At 37.6% G+C, this 23,861-nt stretch carries 16 protein-coding genes and 1 pseudogene; 12 read left to right on the top strand and 5 right to left on the bottom strand.

Annotated features, from left to right (window positions below; all coding sequences use genetic code 11):
* Window positions 1-30 precede the first annotated feature (30 nt).
* The 12 genes from APF76_16895 to APF76_16950 all read left to right on the top strand — a co-directional run bounded on the left by APF76_16895 (window position 31) and on the right by APF76_16950 (window position 17,712).
* A complete protein-coding gene (locus APF76_16895) occupies window positions 31-4,419 on the top strand; it encodes a hypothetical protein (protein KUO51168.1) in 4,389 nt (1,462 codons plus the stop codon).
* A gap of 143 nt (window positions 4,420-4,562) precedes the next feature.
* Window positions 4,563-5,381, top strand: a complete 819-nt coding sequence (locus APF76_16900; GenBank protein ID KUO51169.1) for a carbon-nitrogen hydrolase — start codon at window positions 4,563-4,565, stop codon at window positions 5,379-5,381.
* A 148-nt stretch (window positions 5,382-5,529) separates the two neighbouring features.
* Window positions 5,530-5,976, top strand: a complete 447-nt coding sequence (locus APF76_16905; GenBank protein KUO51170.1) for a hypothetical protein — start codon at window positions 5,530-5,532, stop codon at window positions 5,974-5,976.
* 45 nt (window positions 5,977-6,021) lie between these two features.
* Complete coding sequence (locus tag APF76_16910) at window positions 6,022-6,918, top strand: hypothetical protein (GenBank protein ID KUO51171.1); 897 nt, start codon at window positions 6,022-6,024, stop codon at window positions 6,916-6,918.
* Between the two features lie 111 nt (window positions 6,919-7,029).
* Window positions 7,030-7,707: a hypothetical protein gene (locus APF76_16915; protein ID KUO51172.1), complete on the top strand. Its 678-nt coding sequence runs from the start codon at window positions 7,030-7,032 to the stop codon at window positions 7,705-7,707.
* A 67-nt stretch (window positions 7,708-7,774) separates the two neighbouring features.
* A complete protein-coding gene (locus APF76_16920; protein KUO51173.1) occupies window positions 7,775-10,369 on the top strand; it encodes a hypothetical protein in 2,595 nt (864 codons plus the stop codon).
* 113 nt (window positions 10,370-10,482) lie between these two features.
* Window positions 10,483-11,640 carry a hypothetical protein gene (locus tag APF76_16925; protein KUO51174.1) on the top strand — a complete coding sequence of 386 codons (1,158 nt, stop codon included), beginning with the start codon at window positions 10,483-10,485 and terminating at the stop codon, window positions 11,638-11,640.
* Between the two features lie 235 nt (window positions 11,641-11,875).
* Window positions 11,876-12,166 carry a hypothetical protein gene (locus tag APF76_16930; protein KUO51175.1) on the top strand — a complete coding sequence of 97 codons (291 nt, stop codon included), beginning with the start codon at window positions 11,876-11,878 and terminating at the stop codon, window positions 12,164-12,166.
* Between the two features lies 1 nt (window position 12,167).
* Window positions 12,168-12,821, top strand: coding sequence for a potassium uptake system protein (locus APF76_16935; GenBank protein ID KUO51176.1), 654 nt, complete (start codon window positions 12,168-12,170; stop codon window positions 12,819-12,821).
* A gap of 125 nt (window positions 12,822-12,946) precedes the next feature.
* Window positions 12,947-15,586: a hypothetical protein gene (locus APF76_16940; GenBank protein KUO51177.1), complete on the top strand. Its 2,640-nt coding sequence runs from the start codon at window positions 12,947-12,949 to the stop codon at window positions 15,584-15,586.
* 24 nt (window positions 15,587-15,610) lie between these two features.
* Window positions 15,611-16,300, top strand: a complete 690-nt coding sequence (locus tag APF76_16945) for a two-component system response regulator (GenBank protein ID KUO51178.1) — start codon at window positions 15,611-15,613, stop codon at window positions 16,298-16,300.
* A gap of 86 nt (window positions 16,301-16,386) precedes the next feature.
* Window positions 16,387-17,712, top strand: coding sequence for an ATP synthase subunit J (locus tag APF76_16950; GenBank protein ID KUO51322.1), 1,326 nt, complete (start codon window positions 16,387-16,389; stop codon window positions 17,710-17,712).
* 866 nt (window positions 17,713-18,578) lie between these two features.
* Here the strand turns inward: APF76_16950 and APF76_16955 are convergent.
* From APF76_16955 to APF76_16975, 5 genes and pseudogenes are all read right to left on the bottom strand, one after another.
* A pseudogene (locus APF76_16955) lies at window positions 18,579-19,994 on the bottom strand.
* Window positions 19,991-20,350 carry a BlaI/MecI/CopY family transcriptional regulator gene (locus APF76_16960; GenBank protein ID KUO51179.1) on the bottom strand — a complete coding sequence of 120 codons (360 nt, stop codon included), beginning with the start codon at window positions 20,348-20,350 and terminating at the stop codon, window positions 19,991-19,993. Before APF76_16960 ends, APF76_16955 begins: the two are co-directional and overlap by 4 nt.
* 119 nt (window positions 20,351-20,469) lie before the next feature.
* Complete coding sequence (locus tag APF76_16965) at window positions 20,470-23,136, bottom strand: hypothetical protein (GenBank protein KUO51180.1); 2,667 nt, start codon at window positions 23,134-23,136, stop codon at window positions 20,470-20,472.
* 159 nt (window positions 23,137-23,295) lie between these two features.
* Entirely contained in the window at window positions 23,296-23,502 is a 207-nt protein-coding gene (locus APF76_16970; GenBank protein ID KUO51181.1) for a hypothetical protein, read from the bottom strand.
* A gap of 95 nt (window positions 23,503-23,597) precedes the next feature.
* On the bottom strand, window positions 23,598-23,798 hold the full coding sequence (locus APF76_16975; GenBank protein ID KUO51182.1) for a hypothetical protein: 201 nt from the start codon (window positions 23,796-23,798) through the stop codon (window positions 23,598-23,600).
* Between the last annotated feature and the right edge of the window lie 63 nt (window positions 23,799-23,861).

A 23,861-nucleotide genomic window follows, 5' to 3' on the forward strand; every position in this document is an offset into this window, starting at 1 on the left:
TAACAAAACATAGAAAGAGGAGGAACTAAATTGTCATTATTAATTAGAAGGCTAGTGTGGATGGTAGTGTTTGTGCTGACAATAGGTTTAATGCCCGGTACTGTATTAGGATTTGCTGGTGGTGATGGATCATCTGATAATCCCTGGAAGATTACCACAGCGGAGCATTTAGCAACTGTTAGGGAGGCAGTATATCTAAATGATCACTTTATGCTTATGAATGACATAGATCTTGCTGATTATCTATCAGCAACGGGTGATGGATACAATAGTGGTGCTGGATGGGAGCCCATTGGTTCTTATGCTTTACCACTATCCCAATACAGCTTTACTGGGAGCTTTGATAGCGGAGGGCATACCATTAGCAACCTCTACATAAATCGACCGTCAGCGGATTACATTGGTTTGTTTGGCTATACTGGATATTTTGATGGAGACGGTTACCCTAATAAAGCTACCATTAAAAACGTAAAACTTGAAGGTGTGAATATTACAGGTAAAAGAATAGTGGGTGGTCTAGTTGGATATGCTTCATCTACATCTATTACTGATGTAGTGATTGAAGGTAATGTTACAGGTAATGGTGATTTTGTTGGGGGTCTTAGTGGATCTTCTTCCTATGCTTACGTCTCTGATGCTTATGTTGAGGGAAACGTGAATGGGGCACAGTACGTTGGCGGTTTAACAGGCAATGCTCATAGTGGGGATGTGGAAAATTCATATGCTTTGTGTAACGTTATTGGCACCAATTATGTTGGCGGTTTGGTTGGTGCGGCTGCCAACTCTTGCGGTATTCATTATTCTTACAGCGGAGGAAGTGTTACTGGTAACGAGCGCGTGGGAGGTCTTGTAGGAGATGTAAGTTTTGGAGTAAGCAACTCATATTCCATGAGTACTGTAGATGGAGATGACATGGTAGGGGGCCTTGTGGGGTTTAGTAGTGCATCTTCGATTAATAGATCTTATTCTGTGGGTAAGGTCACCGGTTTTCCAAGTTCTACTACTGTGGGAGGCCTTATTGGATCCTACTGGGGTACCAATTATACTTATTCCTCCTATTGGGATACTGCAACATCTGAGCAGGCTTTAAGTTCCGGCGGTACTGGTAAACCTACTGCAGACTTGCAGATTATATCTACCTTTGAGAACTGGGACTTTGATGATATTTGGGGCATAAATCCTGGAGAGAATGATGGCTACCCATTTTTAAGATGGCAGGGGTATGAACATATAGAACCAGGAGAATTTGCAGGTGGTTCAGGAACAGCAGCATCTCCCTATCAAATTTCTACAGCAGTACACTTAGATAATGTCAGAAACTATCTTGGCAGCGAACACGCAGATAAACATTTTATATTAATTAGCCATATAGACCTGGACTCAGCACCCTGGAATACAGGTGAGGGCTGGGACCCCATAGGCACATATGAAGAACAATTTGTTGGCAGCTTTGACGGGGATAATAAGATGATTACTGGTTTAACAATAAATAAAACAGATACAAATTATATGGGTTTGTTCGGGTACCTTGGAGATAATTCGGAGGTTAAAGATTTAAACCTAGAAGATGTTGATGTGAATGGTAGAGGAAGTGTTGGTGCATTAGCTGGGCGAAATGATGGAGATATAATTAATGTCAATGTTTCAGGAACGGTCACGGGCACAAGTAATAGTGTAGGCGGTCTGGTAGGAACAAATAGTGGTGAAATAACAGACAGCTATACCACATGCAATGTAACTATGTCTGCAAATTATCTATATATAGGTGGTCTTGCGGGTACTAATTATGGGGACATTTCCAATAGTTATTCAACTGGAAATGTAAGTGGGTATTGGTATGCTGGAGGTTTAGTTGGAACTAATGGGGGAACAATTGAGAACAGTTATGCCACAGGAACTGTAAGTGGTACGAGATATGTAGGAGGCCTGGTGGGTGAAACTGGTGGAACTGTGGAGGATTGCTACAGTATTGGTTCAGTTACAGCCACTAATGATACTGCCGGAGGATTGACTGCTTATAATACGGGAACTATTTTAAAAAGTTTTGCAGGAGGTAATGTACAAGGGCGTAGCGAAGTTGGCGGTTTAGTTGGAGTTAACTATCTTGGTTCCATCTCAAATAGTTATGCTACGGGTAGTGTCACAGGAGAATCTAACTCTGTAGGCGGCTTGGTAGGGATAGTTTCATCCGGCTCAATTTCAAATAGCTACTCCATAGGATATGTAGATGGAGGCAGTCAAGTGGGCGGTTTGACCGGGGCTAATCATGGCACTATTATAGAGAGTTACTATAACTCTGATACATCAGGACATACAGATACCGGCAGGGGAGAGCCAAAAACAACTGGTCAACTCAAAGACAAATCTACCTATATAGATTGGGAATTTCCTGCCATATGGACTCTCAACAGTATAGACAATGGTGGATATCCTGCATTAGAGTGGCAGGGATACTCCCACGCAAATCCGGGAATTATCCAATTTGAAGCAGGATACTACAGCACTTACGAAGGGTATAATGGCTGGATTCGCGTTGAACGTATTGAAGGAACAGATGGAATTGTAACTGTTTCATATACAACAGTTGATGATACTGCAAAGGCAGGAACACACTATATGGCATATAGCGGTACCCTAACCTGGGCTGATGGAGATGGTGACAGCAAGCCTGTACAATGCACAACAATAAACGATAGTATTTACAATGGCAGCTTATATTACAGCTATGAATTATCAAATCCCACAGGTGGGGCTGTTTTTGGAGACCAGAACCCATTAACGGTTCAGATTAGTGATAATGACAACCCACCAACACCTACCGGACTTACAGCTACTGCAGGTAATGGTCAGGTTACTCTAAATTGGGATATGGTTAATAGTGCAAGGTATATTGTTTACTATTCAACTACATCTGGAGATTTTACAGATGAGAATAGTCATACTATTTATGATGAAGATGTAACAACATATACTAAAACAGGGCTTACAAATGGTGTACAGTATTACTTTGCTGTAAAATCAGGTCACAATATTTATTATAGTCCATTATCTGAAGAAGTAACGGAAACCCCTACAGCACCCAGAAGTGGTGGAGGTGGGAGTTCGACTCAAACTCCTGAACCGGAATTAGAACAGATAGGTGTTCAGGTATTTATTAATCAACAAGAAGAAACTGCAGGAATTGAAACAGTAACAGAAGAGAATGACCGGACAATCGTGGAAATTGAGCTGCAGGTGGATTTAATGAACCAAATACTTGACGAGGTCATTAAAGAACAGGAAGAAAACAGGCAAAACTTGGCGAACATTTTTGCTGTAACGAATAATGGTTCAGATAAGCTGTATGTCAGGTTAACAGGTGACGTAGTTAAGAAAATGGAAGATAATGCTTTTAGGTTATCTGTTAAGCTGGATGAAATTAATTATGTAATTCCAGCCAAGGAAATAGGTATTATAAGAGCAGCGGAAGAGTTGGGAATACCAATAGAAAATTTACGACAAATTGACGTTGAAGTCATAATTGATAAAGCTGATGATGTAGTTCTTAATAGAATAACAGAAAGTGCGGCAGCAGAGGATTATGAAATAGTCTTTCAGCCAGTTAACTTTACAATTGTTGCTAAAACCATGTTAGCAAACGGAGAAGAGAAGAAAGTAACTGTATCCACATTTACTCAATATGTAGAAAGGGTAATAGAATTACCATCAGGGGTAGATCCGAGTAAGATTACAACAGGTACTGTTTATAATCCCGATGGCACCTTCTCCCATGTACCAACATATGTATATCTAGAAAACAGGAAGTATTATGCAAAAATAAATTCTTTAACAAACTCAAATTATACTATAATATGGAATCCAGTAGCCGTATATTCAGTAGAAAATCATTGGTCAAAGGAAAGTGTTAATGATATGGCATCAAGGCTGGTTATAAATAATCCGGATACATTTGAGCCTAATGGAGAAATTTCTAGGGGTGAATTTGCAGAGTACATCACAAAAGCCCTTGGCTTATACAGGAAAGGTGCAGCAAAAGGGGATAAATTTAGCGATGTAGCCTTGCATAACGAGCTAGTAAGTGCCATTACAATAGCTACTGACTATGGTATAATAAACGGATATACAGATGGTTCCTTTAGACCAGATAATAAAATAACCAGAGAAGAAGCAATGACCATGTATGCAAGAGCCATGGATATAGTTAAGCTAGAGGAAGTGAATTATAATAGAATTGCTTCATACAAGGATGCCGACAAGGTTTCTAAATGGGCGTATCCATTTGTTAAAAAGTCCGTAAGTGCAAATGTTTTTAATGGCAGGACATCTGAGACAATAGTGCCACAAGGTACGCTAACCTATGCAGAAGCAGCTACAGCTATTAGAAACCTGCTTGTAGAATCAGGGCTGATAAACAAATAGGGAATATAAATCGTCGGTCCTTCTGAAGGGTAATTTCGGAAGGACTGTTGATTATTACAGATGCCATTGAAATTAATGTATATATGGTTAATCAAAATGCATTATAAACCTTAGTAAACTAAAATTGAGAATGGAGAATGGAAATGTCGATGATTAAAACAGCAATGATTCAGATGTCAGTCTTCAAAGACAAATTAAAAAATATCGAAAAGGCGGGAGACTACCTGCAAAAGCTCGTGGATCAGAGAATTGATTTGGCAGTGCTCCCTGAAATGTTTTGCTGCCCTTACCAGACGAATAACTTTCCTATCTATGCTGAAGAAGAAGGCGGAACATGCTGGCAGCTGCTTTCAAATATGGCAGCATCCTATAATGTTTATCTTGCAGCTGGTTCTATGCCTGAAAAAGATGAAAAAGGTCGAATTTTCAATACTGCTTATGTATTTGACCGTCAGGGGCATCAGATCGCAAAGCACCGTAAAATGCATCTCTTTGATATTAACGTAACCGGTGGCCAGAGTTTTAAGGAGTCAGAAACACTTACAGCTGGAGACCGGGTGACTGTGTTTGATACTGAATTTGGTAAAATGGGGATTTGTATCTGTTATGATTTCCGTTTTCCGGAACTTACCCGCCTGATGGTAAACCAGGGGGCAAAAGTCATCCTAGTACCTGCTGCGTTTAATATGACAACTGGCCCTGCACACTGGGAAACCATGTTCCGGCAGCGTGCAGTAGACAATCAAGTGTTCACCATCGGTGCTGCTCCAGCGCGCGACCCAGCTTCAGCCTACATCTCGTGGGGGCATTCTATCGCAGTAGCTCCATGGGGAAATGTATTAGTTCAGATGGATGAAAAGGAAGGCTACACAGTCCAGACACTAGATCTTGCTGAGGTAGATAAAGTACGCAGAGAATTGCCTTTGCTGAAGCACCGCAGATTAGATACCTATACAATATGAAAACTAATAATTAGAATAAAATATCGTATTTAAATAAAATAGGCTTAAATAAGTGCAATTTTAATATTTACAATTAGAAGTCGTCATAGTATACTTAACATACCGACGGTCGGTTTAATTACTGGTTTTCCAAAGGGGGTAGATCAAAGTGGGTACAAATATGGTTCTAGGTTTTTTAAAAGCCATTTTGCTTTTTAGTACTGGTAGAGTAAGTTTTTTAAAAAGTGATGTCGGGAAAGAATTGAATGAGAGTGGGCAAGTCTTTACGGTATTTAGACATGTCCAAATTAAAACGTTCTGTAAGCGTTCGAACCCTGAAGCAATATTCAAAATTACATTTAAGCCAGCAAATATGGGCATTGAACAAAACAAACGATTTTCTAAATTGCCAATGTTAGTATTTATGGGCTTTAAAGGATTTAGGTCCAAGTACTGGGCAGTAAATGAAAATACAGGTCTATGCCTAGGAATTTATGAATGGGATACAGTTGAAGATGCTGAAAACTATTCTAAATCCGTTGCTGTAAATTTCATGAAAAAGCGCTCGGTCCCGGGAACGGTTGAGTTTCAAGTTATTTCCAAAATAAATGAGTAGACATGATTTGATTTAGAATCATTATAAAAAAGGAGAAATGTATTGATGTTACCAATAGTTAATAATACTGAGATTAAAGAAGAAGTGCAGAATTATGACATAATTACAGGTGGTAGTCTTTATACACGAATAATTAGTGGGAAAAAGGAAGGTAAAACAGCAATCTATATTCATGGAGGAGGTTCAGGGGGGAATCACACTATGTTAGTTAGACCTTCTAAATGGATGATTGAAAAAGGTTTATTTAATAAGGTGATTTTACCTGACAGAAGAGGAGAAGGTTTAAGTAGCCCCCTTACACATAAAGTTACAATAAAAGATCACGCACTAGACATGAAGGCATTACTTGATGTGCTTGATATTAAAGAAAAAGTAACAGCTATAGGAATTTCATATGGAGGCCCTATTGCCCTTACTTTAGCTAGCCATGATCAGCGCGTTGATGAAGTAATTTTGATGGCATCATCACCTTCTTTAAGAGAAGTAAAAGGGTTTAAAGGGTATTTGTATAAACATAATCTATTAGAACCAATTGCTAAGCTTTTTTATAAGCTGAATTTAGGAAAAAAAGAAATAAAGTATTCCAATTTTGAAGGTGTTTATGATTTAGAAAGTGAAAAAGAATTAATAAAGCTTTTTACCGATGCTATAAAGAGTACTGATAAGAAGATGTTTGAGAGCCTTATTTTACAAAATGCATCAACTCTTGATGTGGATAATAGCAATATTGAACAGAATATAGAGCTTAAAATTCCAGTATATCAGGTAATTGGGGATAAGGATGAGATATGGGAAACTGATTTGAATCCATATATAGAGAGATTCCCGAATATAAAAAATGTCATAATTCCGGGAGCAAACCATAAGGCATCTTTATTAAGAGCTAGTGAGTTTTATGAGGCGTTATTAAGAATATATAAAAGAGAAGGTTTTACTATTTAACTAAATTGTTTCATAAGACCCCAACTTTTAGGTTTACAAATAGGTAAAATTGTTATAGTATATACATACCGTCGGTCGGTATGTATAAATAGATGTGAAGAGAGGTAATTAATGATGCAAGTACCAAAGGATAGCGAAGAACGCAAATGGGAATATCTTGATAAGGCTCTTGAGCTGTTTCATGAGAAAGGCTATGAAAAGACTACAATCAATGACATTATACAAAAAGTTGGCGTATCAAAGGGAGCTTTCTATCATTACTTTCAATCTAAGGAAGAAGTGATAGAGACAATAGCAAAGATATATGCAGAAAATACTGCAAGGATTATCAGGAATATTTCAGAAAGAAAAGATTTAACTGCCCTGGAAAAAGTAAACATGAGCATAACAAGGGTACAGGAGTATAAGGCTTACCATGCTGAAAAACGTTTGAGAATCCACGAAATATTTGTGAGTGAAGAGAATATAAAATTACAGCATAAGATTTTGGATAACTTTAAGGAACAGGCTTTTTCTTCTTATAAAACAATTATTAACCAGGGTATAAAAGAAGGAGTTTTTAATACGTCTTATGTGGAAGAAGCTGTTGAATTGCTCATAGACATGATGGGTAATCTTAATTATGTTTTGGCAAAATTTATTTTAGAAATAAAGAATGACCCTGATGTAATGACAAGTGTCAAGCGAAAACTAGAGTTTTATGAGGAAAGTATGGAAAGGATTATGCAGGCGAAAAAAGGGTCAATTAAGCTGGCAAGACCTATAATCGAAAGAATTCAAAGATTTTAGTTGTCTTTAAAGCATCAAAACGAACTTGAATTAGTAAATGGTATAGTTTTATAAAGGAGAATGTTTTATGTCCCAATTAAATTATGTAAAATCATTAAAAGATATTACCCGTAGAGATTTTGAAAATGTAGGTGGTAAGGGTGCAAACCTTGGTGAAATGATTCAGGCTGGGCTTCCTGTACCGGAAGGCTTTGTGGTTCAAACTTCAGCCTACCGCGACTTTATAAAAGAAAGCAATCTAAATGAGAGAATCAACTCGCTGGTAACTAACCTCGAGGCTAACGACATTGAAGTTTTAGAAAATGTGTCAGAAATGATTAATAAACTATTTCAGGACTGCAGTATACCCAAGAGAATATTGGATGAGATAAATGCTGTGTATGAGAATTTATATGGCATACCCGTTGCCATAAGGTCATCAGCTACTGCTGAGGATTTGCCTGGCACCTCGTTTGCGGGCCAATATGATACTTTTCTAAATATTACGGGAATAGACAATGTGTATGTGGCAATAAAAAAGTGTTGGGCGTCTCTATGGAATGCTAGAGCCTTATCATATAGATTAAAATATAATGTACCAAATGATGAACTAGCTCATGGTGTAGTTGTCCAGAAGCTTGTCAGCGGAGAAAAGTCTGGAATTTTATTTACTGCGAATCCTCTTAACGACCGGCGTGACCAAATGCTCATAAATGCTTCAAGGGGTTTGGGTGAAGCAATTGTCGGCGGTGAAGTTACCCCAGATCAATGGACGATAAAAAGTGCTACAGGGAGTATTGAAGAGGTCCGGATATCAATAAAAGAATTCATGACAGTTAAGGAAGATGGCGGGACTTGTACAAAAAAAGTTCCGGAAGAATTACAAAACAAGCCAGTATTAAATGAAGAGGAAATCAAAGCCCTCGTGGAATTTGGTAGAAAAACAGAACAGTATTTTGGATGTCCTCAAGACATAGAGTGGACTTTAAATGAAGGGATAATATATCTCGTTCAAAGTCGCCCAATTACGTCCCTATTTCCTATGCCAACATCAGATACGGACTCTGATAATACACTTAGAATATATTTGAACTTTAACCTTATAGGCCAGGGATTGACAGAACCTTTTACACCAATGGGCCAGGAGATATGGAGATTGATTTTTTCAGGCTATACAAAAATAGCAACAGGAAAGGAAGATGTCAACTACCCTATCTGGTTTAAAGTAATTGCTGGAAGGATCTTCATAGATATGACAGATCTTATGCGTAAAAAGAAAGCGTGGAATAAAAGTGCTAATACACTATCAACGAAGGACCCTGTTACCTCAAAAGCTCTTTTGCAGTGGTTAGAGAAAAATGAGCAGGAGATTCTTAAGGGTAATAGGATAAAATTCTCTGCTCACCTTATAAAAGTTGTAGTTTCTTTGGTTGGAGACTTTGTCTATGGAATGTTGCTTCCTCAAAAGGCAAGGAAAAAGGTCATAGAGATAGGTAATAAACATATTGACATTTTACGAAAACAAGCAGATAGTTTGATACGTATTGAGGATAAGTTAAGATTTATAGAAAAGAACGGAAAGGATATTACATTAATAGGGTTCAAGAAAATGGCCTATATTGGTTTTGGGCTTCGGGCAATAGATAAAGCTGAGAGTCTCTTAATAAAGTGGAATATTGATACAGCGGGAATAGATAGAATAAAACAATCCTTGCCCTATAATGTAACTACAGAAATGGGACTTGAATTATTGGAAATTGCCGAATGTAGTAAGGGGGAGAACCTTGAACAATTTATTAAACATCCGGACATAGAAAGATTTATGAAAAAATATGGGCACAGGGCTGTAACGGAGATTGATGTTGGTATGGACAGATGGAGAGAAGATCCTTCCTATGTTATAGATTTAATCAAGTCCTATAGGGAGCATGGTGATTCAAAGGATAAAATAAAAAAGTTTTCCAATGGAATGGTCAAGGCGGATATGGCAATTGAAGAATTTGTAGCATCAGTTAGGAAAAGAAAAGGAAGAGGGGCAGCTAATAAGATCAAAGGACTATTGCAAAGCTATAGAGAGGTTGCTGGTCTTCGAGAACAACCTAAATACGATATAGTACGGACCATAGATATATTTAGGGATATACTGCTAAGTATCGGAAAGGAACTAGCAATACTAAGTAGATTGGAAAAAGCAGAGGATGTTTTTTACATTACGTTTAAAGATATTGAATCGGGTATGCCTTTACATGAAATAGTATTAGAAAACAAAGACACATATCAAAAAGAACTTAAAAGAAAATCAACTCCAAGACTTGTTGCTAGCACAGGAGAAAGCATATACTCTATAAATGAAGAAGAAGGTCCAAATACTTTTGTAGGCATACCTGTTTCACCCGGGGTCTATGAGGGGAAGGTAAGGATTATTGAAAAATTAAAGGATGCCCAATTAAAAAAGGGAGAAATCTTAGTCACCCGAGGAACAGACCCTGCATGGACACCATTATTCTTAAATGCCGGAGCTATTATCATGGAAAGCGGAGGGCCCTTATCCCATGGAACCGTGGTAGCAAGGGAATATGGTATTCCAGCAGTTGTAGGGATAAGAAACGCTTGTACGAGGCTAAAAAATAGCCAGATAGTTCGTGTAAATGGAGAATCAGGACAAATTGTTATTATGGGTTAAACCACTCCAGGACAGAAAGAAATACCATTTACATACCGACGGTCGGTATATATAATGGTAGCTTCTGAAGTAAGAGAACATTATTTTGAAAATCTAAAAAGGTGGGAAGATAAATGGAAAGCAGTTTTAAAAAAGTAGCAATATTGTTTTTTAGTCTGGTTGTGGTCATGTTAGGATTTGGAATGGTTATTCCAATCGTACCTTTCTATATTGCAAAACTAGGTGCTGGAGGCACCTATCTTGGAATACTCATTGCTTCCTACAGCGTGATGCAGTTCATATTTGCACCTATATGGGGAAGTATTTCTGATAATATTGGGAGAAGACCTGTCTTGATGATAGGAATGCTGGGTAATGCTGTTACCATACTGCTATTTGGCCTTTCCAGTAGTTTGTGGATGTTGATTGTAGCTAGAGCTTTGTCGGGAGTACTGTCTTCTGCTACCATCCCAGCTGCAATGGCATATATTGCTGACAGTACTACTGAAGATGAAAGGGGAGGCAGTATGGGTTTGCTTGGGGGTGCCACAGGTATGGGAGTAGTGATAGGGCCTGGGATAGGAGGATTATTAGCAGGAAATTCCCTATCTACCCCATTTTATTTAGCTGCTTTCCTATCAATAGTTGGGTTTTTGCTTATTCTGCTTTTTCTCCCTGAAACATCTAGTGAAATAGACAGCCAGAGGTGTAATGAGGATTATCCGGTTATTCAATTGAAGCAGCTCTGGAATGTACTGTTTACCCCTATTGGGTTTTTACTGATATTGACATTGATATTGAACTTTGGAAAGTCAAACTTCCAGGGCATATTTGGCCTTTATGTTCTCCAGAAGTTTAACTATAACCCGGAGCAAGTCGGGACTATCATGATGGTTATTGGACTGATATACGCTGTTAGTCAGGGAGTATTTGCCGGTCTTATCACCAAACGTTGGGGAGAGTCAAGATTAATTAAAGTTTCTTTGATAGCCAGTTCCGCAGGCTTTGTAACAATGATATTTGCCCACAGTTATTTTACAGTTCTTTTTACTGCGGGATTCTTTGTTTTATTCAATGCTCTGCTTAAGCCAGCAATCACATCTGATATTTCAAAAAAGGCTAATATGGGCCTTGGTATTGCCATGGGATTGAATGAATCCTATGGTAGCTTAGGAAGAGTTATAGGACCTATCTGTGCGGGCTTTGTTTTTGACATAAATGTAAATTTTCCTTATATAGGTGGTGCGATAATAATGTGCCTGGTGTTTACAATAAGTTTATTTAAACTATAGTACAAGCGGTTTATCTAGGCTACAGCACTTGTAACTGGTGTCATATTCATAAACGTTACTAATTAACCCCCTATTAAAGCAATTAATTTAACAAAAAATAGACTTCAACATATTTTGAAGTCTATTTTTAATACTTTCTTAACCCTTTTAGCTCTAATTTTAATTCTTTATTTATTTATTTAACATTTATAATTAGGAATAATAAGTTGTAATTAGTGATAAGGGGAAATGCCTTATGCTTTCAAAGTCAGTTATTATAAAAGCCCTGGAGTTACATTTAGAAACAGCACATTTTTTGAAAAGTCTTTCACGACATAATATCTATTTTAAACTATGGAAAGAGAGAACCAGAGAAACTCTTGTAGAGGCCTTTGGCATGGAATCGGAAATAGTAAAACAATTTGAAAGTATAAAGTATTTTGGAACACCAGAAAACAGGGCATCGTATCTTTCTGGAGTGGATGCTGCAGTACAATTGTTACAAAAAAGCTTAATCGTTGTTCAAAAAGATAAAAGGAGGTTGTAACGTGTCAAAAGGAAACTTTGCTGTAATTGGACTAGGGAGATTTGGATCAAGTGTAGCAAGAACACTTATAAATCTTGGTCATGATGTCCTTGGTATAGATAAGGATGAGAAAAAGGTTGAGGAATTATCTAATATATTGACTCATGTGATTGTTGCAGATTCGAAAAAGGAAGAAGTCTTACAAAAAATTGGAATAAGAAACTTTGATACAGTGATAGTCGCAATAGGACATGATTTAGAAGCCAACATACTTACTACTGTCCTTTTAAGTCAGTTCGGGATAAAAAATATAATTGCCAAGGCAAGTTCAGATATTCATGGTGACGTGCTACTCAGGGTAGGTGCAACAAAAGTAGTATTCCCTGAAAGGGATATGGGTGAAAAAATAGGGAAGGGTATATGCTCTGGCAATTTCCTAGACTTTATAGATATCTCACCAGAATACTCTGTAGTGGAGGTAATAGCTCCAAAAAGATTTCTAAACAAAAGTCTAGGCAGTCTAAACCTTAGACCAAAGTATGAAATTAGTGTTCTTGCAATAAAAAAAAGAGACCGAATACTGGTTGCTCCTGGAGCTAATGATATAGTCGAGGATGGAGATTTACTTGTTGTAATTGGTGAGAATAATAAACTGAGTACATGTTTTGAGATTTAATAGTTAGTTTTATAAGATATCTTGGGTGAACTATGTGCCAGGGTTGAAACTAAACCTACTATTGGCTAAAATTAGGATAGTTGGGGGTGCGTCCCCTTTCAGTAAGATATCTGTAGAGGGGGAGGATCGTCATAGAACTTGTCAAACAGGATTCTGTGAAACATCGTGGGAAACTAAAGATTTTCCTTGGATATGCTGCTGGTGTGGGTAAGACCTATGCTATGTTTAAAGATGCCCAAAATAGGTTGTCCGAAGGTATTGATGTAGTTATAGGTTATGTAGAGACCCACGAGAGAATGGAAACTAAAAAGTTAATAGATGGAATAGAGATGGTACCTAGAAAGGAAATACCTTATAAAGGTATTACTTTAACCGACCTTGATTTAGAAGCTCTTTTACAAAGGAAACCACAGTTAGCAATTGTTGATGAGTTAGCTCATATTAACTCTCCAAATCAAAGGCATCCCAAACGTTGGCAGGATGTAAAGGAATTATTAGATGAAGGTATTAACGTTTATACAACCTTAAATGTCCAGAACATAGAAAGTTTAAATGATACTGTTCTACAGATTATTGGGAACCCTATCAGAGAAAAAGTACCAGACATGCTTCTTGATAAAGCTGATGAAATAGTTCTTATCGACATCTCTCCCGAGGAATTAAGGCGGCGTTTAAAAGAAGGAAAGGTCTATGTTCCAAAAAAGTTTGAGGCTTCATTTCAAGAATTTTATAAGATTGGTACCCTTAATGCTCTCAGGCAGCTTGCCATGAGAAGGGTTGCCATGGCAGTAGATTCGAAAATGAGGGCCTACATGGAGTCTAAATCAATTCCAGGCCCATGGCCTGCTAATGAAAGACTTTTAGTTTGCTTAGGTCCCAGCAAACTTAGTGAAAAACTTGTGCGCTCTACTAAACAAATAGCTTCAGAGCTAAAAGCCGAGTGGTTTGCCATCTATGTAGAAAACCCAAAACATAGATCATTAAGGGAAAATGAACAGGAACAGTTGTTAAAAAATTTTAAACTTGCTGGGGAGTTAGGAGCACAGGTAGTATCAATCCCTGGAGATAATATAGCGGATACTGTAGTTGAATATGCTAAAAAATACAATATTACGAAAATAATTGCGGGTAAACCCTTATGCCCTAAATGGAAAGAGATTATAAAGGGCTCAATAGTTGACCAAATTATTAGAAGAAGTGGTTCTATTGATGTTTATGTTGTCACGACAAGTGACAATAATATCAACTTTTCATTACCATCTGTTGATAAACCTAGATTAAACCATAGAAAAAACTATTTATTAAGTATTGGACTTGTTATTCTTGCAACTGCAATCGGGGTTCCAATTCACTGGCTAATATCTCCAACAAACTTGGTAATGCTCTACCTGTTTGTAGTAGTGTGGGCGGCATTGTACTTAGGTCGCGGGCCTTCCATAGTGGCATCTGTTACTGGAGTTTTGGCTTTTGATTTCTTTATGGTTCCACCTCGTCATACTTTTGTAGTACATGACTCAGAATATATAATTACCTTTATTGGATTACTATCGGTAGGACTTATAATAAGTAATTTAACTGCTTCTGCCAGAGAACAAGCACAGGTAGCTCAAAAACGTGAGGTCCATACGATAGAATTGTATGAGCTGAGTCGTGATTTAAATACTGTAGGTGATTTAAAAGGGCTAGGACAAAAACTTTTTCAGCGTTTAGAAAATATATTTTTTTGTGAATTGGCATTCTACGTTTCAGAAAAAAATGGAACATTAAAATTGAAGATAAAAAGTGATAAGTTTGTTGTATATGAAAAACTAGACGAGATAACAAAATGGGTATATGAACATGGAATAACTGCAGGGATAGGAACAGACAATTTCCATTCGTTCAATGCCCAATTTATACCTCTTAAGGCCTCTGAGAAAACCGTTGCTATTCTGGTTGTGGTGCCTAAGGATATAAAACAATTTAATTCTATTGATAATAGTCGTTTATTAGATGCCTATGTTATGATAACAGCAATGGCTGTAGAACGGGTGCTGCTGACACAGGAAGCAAAAGAAATGGAAATGTTAAAGATTACAGAAAAAATACAATCAGCACTTTTAAACTCTATATCCCATGAGCTTCGAACTCCTCTTTCTTCAATAGCTGGAGTTTTGAGTACCTTAAAAGAAACTACTGATGAACAGAGAAGCTATATTCGAATCAATGAAGAAACCAAAACAGAGTTAATTGATACAGCATGGGGCGAAGCCTTAAAACTTAACAGATTAGTTGGTAACCTGTTAGAGATGACCAGACTAGAATCAGGGGCAATAAACCTTAGAGCCGAGTTAAATGATATTCAGGAGTTAATAGGAGAAGTAGTACGTCAAATGGCAGACAGAGTTATTGATAGGGAAGTATCAATTAATATACCTGATAATTTACCCCTAGTTAAAGTTGATTTTGTACTGATGTCTTTAGTACTTTCAAATTTGATTGATAATGCAGTAAAGTATTCACCATCTGGTTCCCCAATAGATATAAAAGTCCACCATAGCTCTAAAACAATTAAAATATATATTAGTGACAGAGGAATGGGGATTCCATCTGATGAGAGAGAAAGAGTCTTTGATAAGTTTTATAGAATAAGAAAGGAAGAAGGCGGAGGTACAGGCTTGGGTTTATCTATAAGCAAAGGAATTGTGGAAGCTCATGGGGGATATATATGGGCTGATGAGCGTGATGGGGGAGGAACAGTTGTTACTATTTCTTTGCCCTTGTAAAAACGACTCTTGGAGGAGTTAAGGTTGAATAAGGAATCAATTCGTGTACTAATAGTAGATGATGAGAAAGCTATAAGACGTTTCCTACGGGTTTCTCTTTCTGCCCAAAACTACCAAGTATTTGAGGCAGTAACTGGACAAGAAGGCATTTCAGAAATAATTTCTAAGAGGCCTGATCTAATAATTTTAGATTTAGGATTGCCAGATATGGATGGAACAGATGTCATTCTGAATATTAGGGAATGGACCTCTATACCTATTATTGTTTTATCTGTTAGGGAGAGAGAGACAGATAAGATAAAGGCTCTTGATGCTGGGGCTGATGATTATCTTACAAAACCTTTTAGCATCGGTGAACTCATGGCAAGGCTTAGAGTTATCGAACGCCACTTGAATACTGTTGATGAAGAACCCGTGTATAAGATAGCAAACCTATGTGTAGATCTTACCAGAAGGCGTGTGACTCTTGATAATCAAGAAGTATCTTTAACCCCTACCGAATATGAAATCATAAGGGTACTGGTTAAGAACAAAGGAAAAGTAATAACCCATGAACAAATGCTCCGACTTGTTTGGGGTATGGGTTATGCACAGGAAAGAAATTTATTAAGGGTTAATATGAGTAATCTTAGACGCAAACTTGAACCTAATCCTCAGGTTCCCAGCTTTATTCTAACAGAACCTGGTGTTGGCTATAGACTAAAAGACGAGTAATTGTAAATGCTCTAGCTATCAGATATTTAGGGGGAGTTTCTGAATTGAGTTTATATGAAATCAAGTTAGGCAATAAAAAAGGCAACATAAATAAAAATCATTTTTTCCATCCTGCGAAAATATTTGTAATAAGTTTTGCTATTGTTATTCTGATTGGTTCTCTATTGCTTTCGTTACCAATTGCAACTAAAGACGGCACTTCTTTACCGTATATAGATGCATTATTCACAGCTACATCCGCAGTTTGTGTTACTGGACTAGTAGTAGTTGATACTGGGGACACATTCTCATTATTCGGTCAAACTATAGTAATGATGCTAATTCAGTTAGGGGGACTTGGCTTCATGACTTTTGCTAGTGTTGTTATGTTGTTCCTGGGAATCAAAATATCTCTAAAATATAGATTGATTTTGCAGGAAAATTTCAGTCATTATTCTACACAGGGTGTTGTTAAATTATTAAGAAATGTGGTTATATTAACATTGATATTTGAAACTATTGGAATGCTCGTATTGGGATTAAAATGGTATCCCGACATGGGACTGAAATCCTTCTATTTTGGCTTGTTTCATTCAATATCTGCATTTAATAATGCAGGTTTTGATTTATTCGGTTCTTTTTCTAGTTTAACAAATCAAACTAGTGATATATTAACAAGCCTTGTCATCATATCCTTATTTATTTTTGGAGGACTGGGATTTTTTGTACTCTCAGATATTTTCTTGTTTCCCAAGCGGAAAAGTCTACACTATCATAGCAAATTAGTTCTAACTATGACTTTTATTCTACTTGCTGTGGGATTTGTAGGAATTTTTTCCATGGAAGGAAATAATCCTGACACAATGGGAAATTTAAGTTTATTAGAAAAAATAGTTGCTTCATTATTTGCGGCAGCTACTCCCAGGACAGCAGGTTTTAGTACAATTGATGTTGGAAGTTATAGTGATGCTGCATTACTTTTTACCATGGTATTAATGTTTATAGGGGCATCTCCAGGCTCCACAGGGGGAGGTATTAAAACAACTACCTTTGGAATTATTTTAGCTGGAATAATAGCAAATATTCGGGGAAATAAGCAAACAGTAATGTATGAAAGAGGTGTATCAAATGATATTATTTGGAAAGCAAGCACTATTGCTTTTCTGGCACTCTTTTTGATTATTATAACTACATTTGTGCTGACATTATCAGAACATAACACTTTTATTGAAAACTTTTTTGAATCAGTTTCTGCATTTGGAACAGTAGGGCTTTCTATGGGAATCACCCCTGACCTCTCGTTAATAGGTAAAATTATGGTGATAATTACCATGTTTATTGGCAGGGTAGGACCATTAACCTTGGCCTTAGTTTTAAGCCACAAGAGTGAAGCTGATATAATATATCCAAATGGTGATGTGATGATTGGGTAAGGCTAGATAAATCTGGTCATTCATGTTAAAGGTTCTAATTCACCAGTAATTCGTTTAAGAACAATATCTTTTTGGTTGTTAGATTCTAGATGCTCAATAAGATTTTTAATAAGCAATTCTGAACGATTTTTGTTGTTTCCATAATCATTCATTATTCTATCAAAAAGTCCATTTATTTCTTTCTTGGATATTGGCATTATGCAGTATTCTTTTATAGACTTTGAAAAGTATGAACCGTCCATAGCTTCCAAGTATTCATCTAATTTAAAGCTACCATCTTCATTTTTTGTATAAGTAATTGCCGCCGGAACAACACTACCACCCACCTCAGAGGTAGTTTTATCATAAAGTCTGTATCTGCTGCTAAAAACAGTTACAAATACTTTTAGTTTATTTTTTTCTTCATAGCTACCAAAAATGGTGGGTGCAACAACTGTAAATCCTTCGCTGGGTTGGGAGTATTGTTTAATGGCTGTATCATAAACAAGCTGTTCTATTGGGTCAGAAACATTCGCCTTAAAATCCGGCAGCTTTATTTCCTCACGTAGTGAGAGCTGGGAAAACCAATCCTGCGGTGAAAGGCTTTCATCTGTTACATTATTTCTATCACCTAAAAGCTCTTTGCAGAGGGCCATTATAATATGGCCTCTAAGGTCGTTGTCAATACTGCCTTTTTGAAATTGAGAAAGCAGATAATTAAGAGCATCATCACCCATCTTTAAAATGCTTTCATATTCGTCTTGATGAGCTGTAATATAGTTACTAGGATTGGATGATGTATTAGGTGAGGACATAATAATCTCTAGATACCTTTCAATTTGGTCAGCTTTTTCTGTTCCCACGGTAAAGGATGACACCTTACCAACCGACATATTATTCAGTTCGTCAATAAGAAGTTTAAGGGAAGCGGAGGTTTCTGCAAAAGATCGAACATCGTACCCTATTCCATTCTCAACCATTTTTCTTGTATAGGTCAAAGGTGCATCGTCATAATTACTATTATCATCTAAGAATTGGTAATTTATGATGTCAACATTATCAATCAGACTAAAGAGCAGTATAGAATTTTTATAAAGAGAATTTACAGTTCGGGCTATATTAGTAGAAATAGCGGAAGCGTCGGTTATATTTAAATTAATAGTTATTTCATAGGGCTGATTGGATGTTTGAAGCTCTACTGTATCACGTACAATACCTACTGGTAATGACATAGCATCGATGAGGGTGACAACTTTACTATTATTTCCTACATATGGAGTTTTGTTGGTGATTAAAACCTCTATATCGTATGCTAAATCCATAGTTGGGTCAACTGCCTGTTCAATTTTAGGATTTGCAGTCAGTACTACTATTAGTGCAGCGGTTACAACAACTGTAACTGTAATGACCCAAAAAGCTGGTTTTTTATAGGCTAATATATTTTTGATTCTTGATTTAATATTGCTCTCACCAAAGGCAAGAGGACTACCCATTAGCAAACTACTTCTTTTTAATGAAAGGGAAAGTAAAGAATGGGCATAGCTTCCTTTAATAGCTATATCCATTTCTTTAACGACACTTTCATCACAGGACATTTCCATATCCTTACTCATTAATGCAAATGATAACCACATTAAGGGATTGAACCAATGAAGAATCAGCACTAAAAATGCACATGGTTTTACAAGATAATCTAATCTTTTTATGTGGGTTTGTTCATGTGCTAGAATATAAGACAACTCATTTTCATTTAAGCTAGTAGGAATGTATATTTTAGGTTCAATAAGTCCACATACAAATGGTGTAGTAATTCTATCAGTTTCAAAAATATTCTCTTTTACAAGGGTTGCGGTTTTCACGTTGTTTATTACTTTAAGGTAAGAAATAATGCTGTAGATTAGCAAAATTACTATACCAACAACCCAAATAATACTGGCAATTTCAATTATGAGTTGCATAGGATTGGCACTTGCTGTTGGTGTAGCAATTGGGAGCGATGTGTTCACAACAGTATTTATTTCGTTGCTCCCGACACTAACAGCAGGATTTTGCATGAAACCGATATTGTTAGGGACATATTCCATTGCACTATTAGTTTGAGCATTATGTTTAAGAAAACCTAAAAAGCTGAAGCTAGAGTTAAAACTAAAAGGAAATATGAGTCTTATTAATACCGGCAACCATAATGCATAAGAGAAAATCTTAGGAATTTTTTTAAAGGGTATCCTTATTGCAATAACTGCAAGAGCTACATAGCTTGCAGTAATACTCATATTAAGTATAGTAGTAAAGTAGCTTGTCATTTTGTTGCCCCCTCAATAATACGCTTTAGCTCTTCGGCCTCCTTTTCAGTAATCTTCTTTTCATCTAGAAATGCTGTTAAAAACTGCGGTAAAGAGCCATCAAAAGTGTTTTCAATCATCGCCCGACTTTCGTATTTTTGAGCATCCTCTTTTTTAACAATTGCTGAAACTGTTGCATCTTCATTTTTGAGTATCCCACGTTCACAAAGCTTTCTTAAAACTGTGTATGTAGTGGATTTTTTCCAACCCAGCTTGTCAAGACTAAGCTTTACAAGTTTGGTAGAGTTAATAGGTTCATTATCCCAAATTAAACTTGCAAATCTATACTCGGCATCGAATAGTTTGTATTGTTCCATAGTAACTACCTCCAAAAGTTTATCTCAATAGACCTCATATACAAGTTTACTACGATAGACCTTGTTTGTCAAGACAGCAGCAATGTTAAGGAGTAATTCATCTAAATATTTTATCTAGGTTAGGATTCTCGATATTTCAAAAGCCCCAACTCATGGGCATAAGCTACTGCCTGAGTACGGCTTCCCACTCCCAACTTGCCAAATATGTTTTTCACATGCCATTTTACTGTGCCAAGTGATATAAATAATTTCGAGCCTATCTCTGCGTTGGACAGTCCGGCCGCCAATAATCTTAAAACCTCCAATTCTCGCAGGCTTAATGTTTCAATCATCTCTGAACCATGTAAGGATGGAATTGACGTTATCTCTTGTTTAGGTTGTTGGGCAAAGTGGCCTAAGAGAGGCGTTAGGAACTCCGGTTTTGTATTTTTCACGGCAAGCAGTAATTTCCCAACCTCCGATCCTTCGCCTAGAAAGGGACGTATGTATCCTTCTGTGGCTGCATAATTTACTGCTTCTACCATAGATCTGATAGCTTCCTCTTGTCGGCCCAAGGCCTGTGAAACTAAAGAAAAAACAATATTTACATAAACTAACCTTCCGTATCTTCCTCTTTCCCGGTCAAACTGCTGGATGTTATTCAATATCTCCCAGGCTTCGTCGTACCGTCCTGCTTTGTATAATGTTCTTGCTATAACCATATATGGTATCTCTTTAAAAGAGGTAATACTGTCCACCGGATTTAAGCCTGAAGACTCGGCCCAGGCCAGAGCCCCAGCCAAATCTCCCTGTTTTAATAATAGATGTGCCTCGAAGGCCTTGTATCTATCCCAAATGATTGGGAAAGCTTTGGCATCGGTATTGGCCTTAGCTTTCTCCAGCACATTCCACGCGGTCTGATTATCGCCTAAAGCCCAGTACACGAGGGCAAGCGTTTGTTCAGCATCACCGCCCAATATTCTGTTTAATCCCAAACTGAGGCTGGCCCTAATTCCCTCTTCCAGTAAATCTCGGGCTTGTTCCAGGTTGTTACCTTCGTATTGGAGTATTCCTAACGGAATATATAACAATTTCGCCATTGGCAGAGGTTTGCCTTGACCGTCAACATATTGGTGTAATGCCATATTACATAGTTCCATTGATTCCCTGCGCCCACCTTGAATTACTAAATTCATGGTAATATCTAGCAAGGCTGCTAGGCTGGTAAATATGTGTGCTGCATTACGGGCTGTATCATATGCCATGTACAGAGTTGCCGTGGATTCTGGCATCGGTTCATTTTTTCTTTGGGCGTGGCCTAGTGACATGAGTGCAATCTCTCGAAAAAAGGGATCTTGGTCACCCAGTCTCTCTATAGCTAATAACGCAATTTCCTTGGTCCGGGGGTCTTCACTATAATTAGCTATCCAACCCCGCAGGGCTAATAATCTCCCTTCTGCGAGCCGGTTAATGTTTTCCGGCTTAATTTGTTCAGTTTTTTCCAAAAAAAGTACTGTTTCTTCGCTTTTACCCAGCAAAAATAAAGCCCAAGCCTTGTAACCCGCAAATTCTCCATTAGCATCCACCAATTCAGCCGGTAGCAAATTTAGCCAATCTAACAGGGTGACCATTTCACCCTTTTGAAATACCCGAGTAGCTTGGGTCTTAAGTAAATCGCCAGCTAAATCGTAAGCTCCGCCTGCCAGAGCATATTTGATACCTTCTTCTGGTAGACCATTGTCGGCAAACCAATTGGCCGCCCGTTGCTGAATGTGGATTTGTTGGGATTTCGTTAATTCCGTACGTAGAAATTGAGCAAATAGGTGATGATACCTGTACCATTGGCTCTCACTATCCAAAGGGATTAGAAATAGGTTAGCCTGTTCCAACTGAGCGATAATCTTTTTGGCGTTACTCTCACCCGTCAACTCATCGCCCAATTCCGCATTGAATCGATCCACGACAGCAGTATGGGTAAGAAACATTCTTATCTCTGGATTAGTGAGCTTAATAACCTCTTCCATTAGATAATCGATAATATAGCGGTGATTGCCGCTAAAATCCTTGATGAATTCACCCGCGTGTTCAGCAGCCCTTCCCTTAATCGAATGCGCGGCTAGTTGCAAACCGGCAATCCAGCCTTCCGTACGGACCTCTAGTGCTGCAACTTCCTCATCTTTAAGCTTTACGCCAGCAGAAGTTATGAAGAATTCGATCGCCTCGGACAGATCGAAGCGTAGATCATTCATACGAATTTCCGTTATTTGATTACGAACCCGTAAACGTGGAAGAGAGATTGCCGGATCTTCCCTTGTTATTATTACTAGGTGTAGAAAGTGTAGATGATGATCCAGTAAAGCCTGGACTGCTTGAAAAATATGTTCGTTTTTTATCACATGGAAATCGTCCAAGACAAGAATAAATGGCTCGGATGTCGTAAGTATCTCATTGACTAAGTTGACCACTAGAGTTTGTGTCGGTAGCATGCCTGATCCAGTTAATAGTCTAGCGGTCTGTTGTCCCATTTTTAAATCAACAGTCTGCAAAGCTGCAATTATATAAGAAAAAAACCTCACAGGATCGTTATCATTTTCATCTAGGGAAAGCCAGGCCTTCGCACGGTCAACTTGCTCAAACCAATTTGTTATCAAGGTTGTTTTTCCATATCCCGCGGGAGCTGAGATCAAGGAAAAAGGTTTACCCATAAATAGCCCTTCATCAAGACGCTCTAACAGCCTCGTACGCCTAACTAACGCCGGGCGGGGTTTTGGTACATGAATTTTGGTTTTGAGTAATGTACTTGCCATATCAATCTAACCCCTTTATCTTTCACTATTTATCGTAATATTCTTACAGGCAACTGTGTTTTCCTGCATTACTTATGAAAAGTGTGAAATTTTCTCAACAAAAAAAGCTGCCCTATAAGGACAGCTAAATTACATTAGTTTTAATATTTTTTCATTATTTCACCCACGAACAAACTTAAAAAAGAGTGTACCTATGGTCAAAAGAGTTATTACTACCGTGGCTACTCCCAGAATAACGTGAAAGTTAATCGCATCATCAGGAATTGCTAGGGTGGTTTTTTGAGTTCTTATCCAGAGACCACAAATTAAAACAGATAGTAGTAAGAGACCAGATAATGAAGACATTATAGTTGTAATAATTTTCATGATTTTTTACCCTCCAGTATTGTATTTGTCAAAAATATTCTATGGATTTAGAGTCCACTTCTGTTTCCCCGATGTTCAGCTTTGGCTGAAAGAGTTCACTCCTTCTGCTTTACCGATAACAATGGTAAGCCCATATCCCTAACTCTGTTTAAGATGCCATGTAAAGCGGCCTGATCCGCTACTTCCCCAGACAGAAGGCTTTTCCCATCGGGAAGTTGAGTTATTTCAAGTCCTGCAAACCAATCTGCCCGGCGCCAATCAATGTGGCCCTTGATTATGATCTCGTAATGTTTCATCTGCGATCACCTCCTACTCACATTTTGTTTAAGCCTTACGAGTCAAAAGAATGGCTAATTTAA

Origin of the sequence: Desulfitibacter sp. BRH_c19, from assembly GCA_001515945.1 — a bacterium.
In the GTDB taxonomy this organism is placed as follows: domain Bacteria; phylum Bacillota; class DSM-16504; order Desulfitibacterales; family Desulfitibacteraceae; genus Desulfitibacter.